A 6,722-nucleotide genomic window follows, 5' to 3' on the forward strand; every position below is an offset into this window, starting at 1 on the left:
CGAGGTTGGCCTGGTTGGCCAGGCCCCCGCGGCGTCCCACCAGCAGCCGCCGCCGGGCGTCGATCTCGGCGGGCCCGGTGCTGGGCAGCAGGATCTCGTCGAGGCCCCCCTCGACGTTGACCGCCACCAATCCGCCTTCGTTGACCACGGCCACGACCGGCACCGAGGTCCCGGTGGTGCCGAGCAGGCGGCACAATCCGCGCGCGGCCGCCAGGTCGGTGCGCGCATCGACGATGGCCACGTCCGCGGTTCCCGCCTCGAGCAGGGACGACACCTCGGTTGGCGCGGTCCGCACGTTGTGAGCGAGCAGGGACAACGAGGGCAGAACCGACTCGGGATGCGGGTCAACCGTCAGTAGCAATAGATCCAACTGACCCCTCCAACTGCTGTGGAGTTCTCTCCCGGACAACGATGTCTCGTGGTGACTTTCCAGATTCACGCCCGACACACGGCCGTTACCCAGCCGACGGACACCTTACGATAGCGCGCTACCTGCCTGTAAGCCGCGCCGAACCCGTCTTCGCCCCGACGTCGGCAACAATGACGGGGTGCGCAAGCTCGTCACCGGTGCCCTCGCGACCCTGGCCGCCGTGGTGCTCGGCGCGGTCGGCACCGACTTCGGGGCCGCGATCTACGCCGAATATCGCCTGGCCAGGAGTGTGAGAAGCGCCGCCAACCTGAACTGGGACCCGTCGGTGGCGATCCTCGGCTTTCCGTTCATCCCGCAGGCGCAGCGCCGTCACTACGACGAGGTCGAGATCAAGGCCAGTGGCGTTGATCACGGCGTGGTCGGGAAGGCGTCCCTGGAGGCGACCATGCACGCCGTCGGGCTGGGCGAGTCGTGGCTGGTACAACCCGATGCCACGCTCACCGTCGAGAAGCTCGAGAGCCGGATCATCATCGATTCCACCCACATGGGCCGCTACATGGGGATCCCGGACCTGTTGATCGAGGCACCGACCCGAGAGACCGAGGACTCCACCGGCGGCACCACGGAGTCGGGCATATCGAGCAATCATGGTGTCGTGTTCACCGGCACCCCGGACAAGGCGGGCTTCGACGAGCGGGTCAGTATCGCCGTCGACCTGTCGGTGTCGGGGCCGGAGTCGACGACGTTGGTCGTGACCGCGACCGGTGTGCTCACCGAGCCGGGGACCGCCGACCGGGCCGTCCCCGAGGATCGACTGGCCGCCGTGCTCGCCGCCTTCTCCACGACGCTGCCCGGACAGAAGCTGCCGTTCGGGATCGCGCCGACCACCCAGGGCGCGCGCGGGTCCGACCTCATCATCGAAGGCATCGCCGAGAACGTCACCGTCGACCTCGATGAGTTCCGGCAGTCATGAGTTCTTCGTGGATCGCTGTCGTCGCGGCGCTCATCGCCGCGTCCGGGCTGGCGTTCGTGGTCGGCAGACTGTTGACCCTGCGGTCCGGGTTGAGGAAGGGCGCGGCCGAGTGGCCCATGCTCGGCGACGACGACATCGAGGAGTTGGGGCTTTCCCGGACCGGCCCGACCGTCCTGCACTTCAGCGCGGTGTGGTGCGGGCCGTGCGCAGGGGTGCGCCGGGTGGTCGAACAAGTGTGTGCCGACCTGCCTCAGGTGGCGCATGTCGAGATCGACCTGGACGCCAATCCGGAGCCCGGACGCAAGCTTTCGGTGATGTCGCTGCCGACGACGTTCATCTTCGACGCCGACGGACGGCAGCGTTATCGCACCTCCGGGGTACCCACCGCCGATGACCTGCGCTCGGCGCTACAGGCGCTGTTGGCCTGATCACCCTGTCTTTGGGTAAGCTGTCAGCCGTGTCAGCCCGCCTCGAGCTTTTGCTCACCAAGCGTCGCGCAGTCGATCTGTGCCGCATCGCGGGCTGTTGCTGTTGTTGTTGCAGCTGCTGAGTAGCCGCGCCTTCCTTTAGCGCCGCACTCTGCGACCGGCCCCGCTCGGGCCGCCGCGCCCAGCCATACCGGACAACAGGAGCACGACCATGTCGAACATCACACACGCAGACGCGTCCGCGCCGATCGGGCATCACTCGACGCAGTCGTCGTCGGTATCTGTCTGGGCTGTCAGCTCCACCCGCACGTCACACGCTTGACCCCACCCGATAGCAACCCGAAAGGACCCAACACATGGCACGCTCCGACGTCCTGGTCTCAGTCGACTGGGCCGAGAGCAATCTCGACGCGCCGAAGACCGTTTTCGTCGAGGTCGACGAGGACACCAGCGCCTACGACACCGGCCACATCCCCGGCGCCGTCCGGCTCGACTGGAAGACCGATCTGCAGGATCCGGTGAAGCGCGACTTCGTCGACGCCGCGCAGTTCTCGAAGCTGCTGTCCGAGCGCGGGATCGCCAACGACGACACCGTGATCCTCTACGGCGGTAACAACAACTGGTTCGCGGCGTACGCGTACTGGTACTTCAAGCTCTACGGCCACGAGAACGTCAAGCTGCTCGACGGCGGACGCAAGAAGTGGGAGCTCGACGCCCGCCCGCTGTCGAAGGACGCCGTCCAGCGCCCCCAGACCAGCTACACGGCCAAGGACCCCGACAACAGCATCCGCGCGTTCCGCGACGAGGTGATCGCCGCGATCGGGACCAAGAACCTGGTCGACGTGCGCTCCCCCGACGAGTTCTCGGGCAAGATCCTCGCCCCCGCTCACCTGCCGCAGGAGCAGAGCCAGCGGGCCGGCCACATTCCCACCGCCATCAACGTGCCGTGGAGCAAGGCCGCCAACGAGGACGGCACCTTCAAGTCCGATGAAGAACTGGCCAAGCTGTACGCCGAGGCCGGTCTGGACGGTGAGAAAGAGACCATCGCCTACTGCCGCATCGGTGAGCGCTCGTCGCACACCTGGTTCGTGCTGCAGGAGTTGCTGGGACACAGGAACGTCAAGAACTACGACGGTAGTTGGACGGAATACGGCTCCCTGGTGGGTGCCCCGATCGAGTTGGGAAGTTGATATGTGCTCTGCGCCTAAGCAAGGACTGACGCTGCCGGCCGGCGTCGACCTGGAGAAGGAGACGGTCATCACCGGCCGTGTCGTCGACGGCTCGGGTCAGGCGGTGGGCGGCGCTTTCGTGCGCCTGCTGGACAGCTCGGACGAGTTCACCGCCGAGGTCGTCGCGTCGGCCACCGGTGATTTCCGTTTCTTCGCCGCTCCCGGCACCTGGACCCTGCGTGCGCTGTCACCTGCCGGCAACGGCGACGCCAGCGTCGCGCCGTCCGGTGCGGGAATCCACGAGGTCGACGTCAAGGTCGCGTGACGACGAAGACGGCGAGGGACGAGCCGTCGAGGAGTCGCGCGATTCATCGGGCGTGACGACGAAGACGGCGAGGGACGAGCCGTCGAGGAGTCGCGCGATTCATCGGGGCGTGACGACGAAGGCTGAAGTCGGGCGCCTGACGGCGCCCGACTCGGGTATCTGAGGCCCGGCGACATCGGGCCCGCCTGCTGTGAAAACGCTGCGGGATTTGCTGTTGTCGGCGAAAATATGGTGATCCCCGCGCTATCCGGCGCGGTCGACCATCACCACGCGGCGGACCGCGTGTCCAACCTTCGCGGCTCGCCGCGGAAATCCCATAGGACCCGACAAATGAAGATCACGATCGCCTGCGCCGCGTCGGCGGCCCTCGCCGCAGTTGCTCTGATCGGTGCTCCCGCGGCTCTCGCGGCGCCCGAGGACGACTTCCTCAATGTGATCTCCGGCGGTGGCATCACCTGGCCGCCGGACAAGACGCCTCAGGTGATCGAGACCGGGTATGCGGTGTGCCAGGACTGGGACAGCGGCGCGTCCTTCGAGCAGGAAGTCGCCGACCTGACCAGCGTGACCAACTGGTCGGACTACCAGGCCGGCTACTTCATCGGTGCCGCCACCGGCGCGTTCTGCCCCCAATACGAGTGGAAGGTCAGCTGACCTCCGCAACCTCATGAGCCGCCGGGAGACGATTTCCCACGGCGGCTAAACTTCTCGGCGTGGTGCTCTTCTTCGAACTTCTTCTCGTCGCGGCCGTCGTGGTGATCACGTGGTTCGCGCTGTATGCGGTGTATCGCCTCGTCACCGACGAGTCATAGCGCCACGCCCTGCGAGGAGCGAGATGACTTCAGGCGACGAAGCGGTAGCCGCCGCCGCCGAACGGGCCAGGGTGACCGCCGCCCGCAACATCCCGGCGTTCGGCGACCTTCCGTTGCCTGCCGACACCGCCAACCTGCGCGAGGGCGCCGATCTCGACGACTCACTGCTGGCGTTGCTGCCGTTGGTGGGTGTGTGGCGGGGGGAGGGCGAAGGCCGCGGAGCGCACGGTGACTACCGCTTCGGCCAGCAGATCGTGGTGTCGCACGACGGCGGCGATTACCTCAACTGGGAAGCGCGCTCGTGGCGCCTGGACGACGAGGGTGAATACGACCGGCCCGATCTGCGCGAGACCGGATTCTGGCGGTTCGTCACCGATCCCAACGATCCCGGGGAATCGCAGGCGATCGAGCTTCTGCTGGCGCACTCCGCCGGCTACATCGAGTTGTTCTACGGCCGCCCGCTGAACCAGTCGTCCTGGGAGCTGGTCACGGACGCGTTGGCGCGCAGCAAGTCCGGCATGCTCGTCGGCGGCGCCAAGCGGCTGTACGGGATCATCGAGGGCGGCGACCTCGCCTATGTGGAGGAACGCGTCGACGCCGACGGGGGCCTGGTTCCGCACCTGTCCGCGCGGCTGGCGAGGTTCATCGGCTAGTGCCCCGCTTCCAAGTCGTCGCGGTCATCGCCGCCGCAGGTGCGGTGGTGGCCGCCTGCGCGACTTCCGCCGACACTCCCCCGCCGTCGGCGCCGAGTTCGGCGGTGCCCAGCGTGGGCCACGGATCGTTCGCGTACTGCCTGGGACAACACGGGGTGCCCGCAGCGCCCGGGCCGGTATCGGAGCCGCCGGCCGGGGTCGACGCCGCCGCCTGGGAGAAGGCGATGACAGAGTGCTCGTCGCTGGCGCCCGGCCCCACCGACTAGTTCAGCACCGGCGCGTTTCCCGCGTCGGCCAGCCAGCGCCGCTTCAGCCGGTCCAGGGTCCCGTCCGCTCTCAACGAGTCGACAGCCCAGGACACGCACCGGGTCAGCGAACTCCCGCGCTCGAGCACGACCCCGAACTGCTCGGCGCCGTCACCGCGGCTGCGCAACTGCCCGACCAGGACGCCGTCGCGGGCTTCCTCGGCCAGGCTCAGCGCCGTCGGCAGGTCGACGATCAACGCGTCGACCTCACCCTCGAGCAGTGCCATCTTGGCCGCGGCCGTGGTGGGGTACGCCTGCACCGCGACGTCCGCACCCAGATCCGTCGCGGCGGTGTGACCGGTGCTGCCGACCTGTGCGCCGAGCCGCAGCGCGCGTAGCGCCTCGAGGTCGGTGACGGCGGCGGCGGGAGAGGTGCGCACGGCGACGACGGCCTGGGTGACGTCGAAGTAGGGCGTCGAGAAATCCACCGAAGCCCTGCGCTGCTCGGTGATGGAGAACTGCGAGAGGTTCACATCGAACGACTTGGCCCCCGGCGCCAGGGCCGCGTTGAACGGCACCCGCACCCAGCGCACGTCGTCGGCGGCGTAATCCAGTTGCTCGGCGATCGCGTAGGCAAGCGCGGATTCGAATCCTTCGCCGTTGGCGGGGTCGTCGCCCATGTACCACGGCGGGTACACGGGCTGGTCGGCGCCGAAGGTCAGAATTCCCGGGTACAGCGTGGACAGCGCATCTTTGGCGCACTTGCGCGAGTCGAGGGTCGGCGCGGTGACCGCGACCACCGGCGCGCACGCCGGCACGGTCAACGCGACGACGGCCGTTGCGGCCGCCGCCCAGCCGGCACAGGGAGCCCGGGACATAGCCGAATCATCGCAGATCTTGAATTTTGTGCAGGTCCTGACATGGAGCGGCCCCCGAGCCGTTGTTCCTGGGTCGGACAAGACCGAGGGGCTCGGGGGCCGGGTGACTGCGGGGAATTCGCCAGCGCGCACAGGTGCGTCGAGCGCTCTCCCTGGCGCTGCTAGCTCGCAGCCACCTCACATGTCCATAAGTCAATCAATTTGTCGGACCACCTCCTTCCCTGTGTACAGGCGACCGTACCCGCGGTGGGAATGGGCGACAAGCGATTTAGCGCTCAGCGATCGCTGACGATCGCGGCGTCGATCAACGCGGCGATCTCGTCGGCCAGTGGAGCTGCGGGCAACGGCTGACCGTCGAGAGTGTGCACCCGGGCGGCCAGCGTGATGCTGGAGACAAGCCATACACCTTGTGCGGCAATGAGATCGGCGGGCCTGAGCGCCTGGTAGTCACAGTCGTAGCCCTTGTTGCGCGCGACGTCGAACAGTGCCTGCTGAGTGGTGCCCCGCAGGATCGGATACCACGGGGGCGGGGTGAGCAGACACGTCCTGCCGTCCGACGATGTGGTCGCGACGACGACGGTGGAGCGCGGCCCCTCCAGGATGTGCCCGTCGGTGCTGACGAAGATGACGTCGCCGGCGCCGCGCCGTTCGGCGTGCCGCAGCGCGGCCATGTTCACCGCGTAGGAGAGGGTCTTCGCGCCGGCCAGCAGCCACGGCATCGCGTCGATGCCGTCGGCGGGCAAGCTGCGTTGCATGGTCAGGGCCGCCACCCCGTCGCGCACGACGGCAGCAAGATCACGCTTTCGGTTGTCGCCCAGCCGCTTCCGCGTGTCGAGCAGGTGCTGCGCGTACAGACCCGCCTCGATCCGCTT

Annotated in this window: 10 protein-coding genes and 1 pseudogene; 8 read left to right on the forward strand and 3 right to left on the reverse strand. The window is 67.9% G+C overall.

Going from position 1 to position 6,722, the window contains the following annotated elements; genetic code table 11:
• Window positions 1–370, reverse strand: a pseudogene (locus tag ASJ79_RS15515) (DNA-binding response regulator); the annotation flags it as partial.
• Window positions 371–548: 178 nt separating this feature from the next.
• On the opposite strand from ASJ79_RS15515, the gene lmeA reads away from it, so the two are divergent.
• The 8 genes from lmeA to ASJ79_RS15550 all read left to right on the forward strand — a co-directional run bounded on the left by lmeA (window position 549) and on the right by ASJ79_RS15550 (window position 4,993).
• Window positions 549–1,343 (forward strand): mannan chain length control protein LmeA, encoded by a 795-nt coding sequence (gene lmeA, locus ASJ79_RS15520; RefSeq protein WP_067956653.1) that lies wholly within the window; start codon window positions 549–551, stop codon window positions 1,341–1,343.
• Window positions 1,340–1,771 carry a thioredoxin family protein gene (locus tag ASJ79_RS15525; protein WP_067956655.1) on the forward strand — a complete coding sequence of 144 codons (432 nt, stop codon included), beginning with the start codon at window positions 1,340–1,342 and terminating at the stop codon, window positions 1,769–1,771. Before lmeA ends, ASJ79_RS15525 begins: the two co-directional genes overlap by 4 nt.
• A gap of 29 nt (window positions 1,772–1,800) precedes the next feature.
• Entirely contained in the window at window positions 1,801–1,893 is a 93-nt protein-coding gene (locus ASJ79_RS35065) for an Ms5788A family Cys-rich leader peptide (protein ID WP_369803688.1), read from the forward strand.
• Between the two features lie 234 nt (window positions 1,894–2,127).
• A complete protein-coding gene (locus ASJ79_RS15530) occupies window positions 2,128–2,961 on the forward strand; it encodes a sulfurtransferase (RefSeq protein ID WP_067956657.1) in 834 nt (277 codons plus the stop codon).
• 1 nt (window position 2,962) lies between these two features.
• Window positions 2,963–3,265, forward strand: coding sequence for a DUF1416 domain-containing protein (locus tag ASJ79_RS15535; protein ID WP_029110402.1), 303 nt, complete (start codon window positions 2,963–2,965; stop codon window positions 3,263–3,265).
• A gap of 330 nt (window positions 3,266–3,595) precedes the next feature.
• Complete coding sequence (locus ASJ79_RS15540) at window positions 3,596–3,916, forward strand: DUF732 domain-containing protein (RefSeq protein WP_067956659.1); 321 nt, start codon at window positions 3,596–3,598, stop codon at window positions 3,914–3,916.
• Between the two features lie 181 nt (window positions 3,917–4,097).
• Entirely contained in the window at window positions 4,098–4,727 is a 630-nt protein-coding gene (locus tag ASJ79_RS15545) for an FABP family protein (protein ID WP_067956661.1), read from the forward strand.
• The gene (locus ASJ79_RS15550; RefSeq protein WP_067956663.1) at window positions 4,727–4,993 is read left to right on the forward strand and encodes a hypothetical protein; all 267 of its coding nucleotides are present in this window, start codon (window positions 4,727–4,729) and stop codon (window positions 4,991–4,993) included. Before ASJ79_RS15545 ends, ASJ79_RS15550 begins: the two co-directional genes overlap by 1 nt.
• Here the strand turns inward: ASJ79_RS15550 and ASJ79_RS15555 are convergent.
• Together ASJ79_RS15555 and ASJ79_RS15560 are read right to left on the reverse strand one after the other, a co-directional pair.
• Window positions 4,990–5,850: an ABC transporter substrate-binding protein gene (locus tag ASJ79_RS15555; protein ID WP_067956666.1), complete on the reverse strand. Its 861-nt coding sequence runs from the start codon at window positions 5,848–5,850 to the stop codon at window positions 4,990–4,992. The two genes, ASJ79_RS15550 and ASJ79_RS15555, sit on opposite strands and share 4 nt — an antisense overlap.
• Window positions 5,851–6,125: 275 nt before the next feature.
• A partial coding sequence (locus ASJ79_RS15560) for an aminodeoxychorismate lyase (protein ID WP_156448466.1) occupies window positions 6,126–6,722 on the reverse strand: 597 nt, incomplete at its 5' end.

The organism is Mycobacterium sp. NAZ190054 (genome assembly GCF_001545925.1).
Lineage (GTDB): Bacteria > Actinomycetota > Actinomycetes > Mycobacteriales > Mycobacteriaceae > Mycobacterium.

Coding starts and splice junctions, on each gene's coding strand:
- ASJ79_RS15540 (WP_067956659.1), top strand. CDS start 3,596: ATGAAGATCACGATCGCCTGCGCCGCGTCGGCGGCCCTCGCCGCAGTT.
- ASJ79_RS15535 (WP_029110402.1), top strand. CDS start 2,963: ATGTGCTCTGCGCCTAAGCAAGGACTGACGCTGCCGGCCGGCGTCGAC.
- ASJ79_RS15530 (WP_067956657.1), top strand. CDS start 2,128: ATGGCACGCTCCGACGTCCTGGTCTCAGTCGACTGGGCCGAGAGCAAT.
- ASJ79_RS15525 (WP_067956655.1), top strand. CDS start 1,340: ATGAGTTCTTCGTGGATCGCTGTCGTCGCGGCGCTCATCGCCGCGTCC.
- ASJ79_RS15545 (WP_067956661.1), top strand. CDS start 4,098: ATGACTTCAGGCGACGAAGCGGTAGCCGCCGCCGCCGAACGGGCCAGG.
- ASJ79_RS15555 (WP_067956666.1), bottom strand. CDS start 5,850: ATGTCCCGGGCTCCCTGTGCCGGCTGGGCGGCGGCCGCAACGGCCGTC.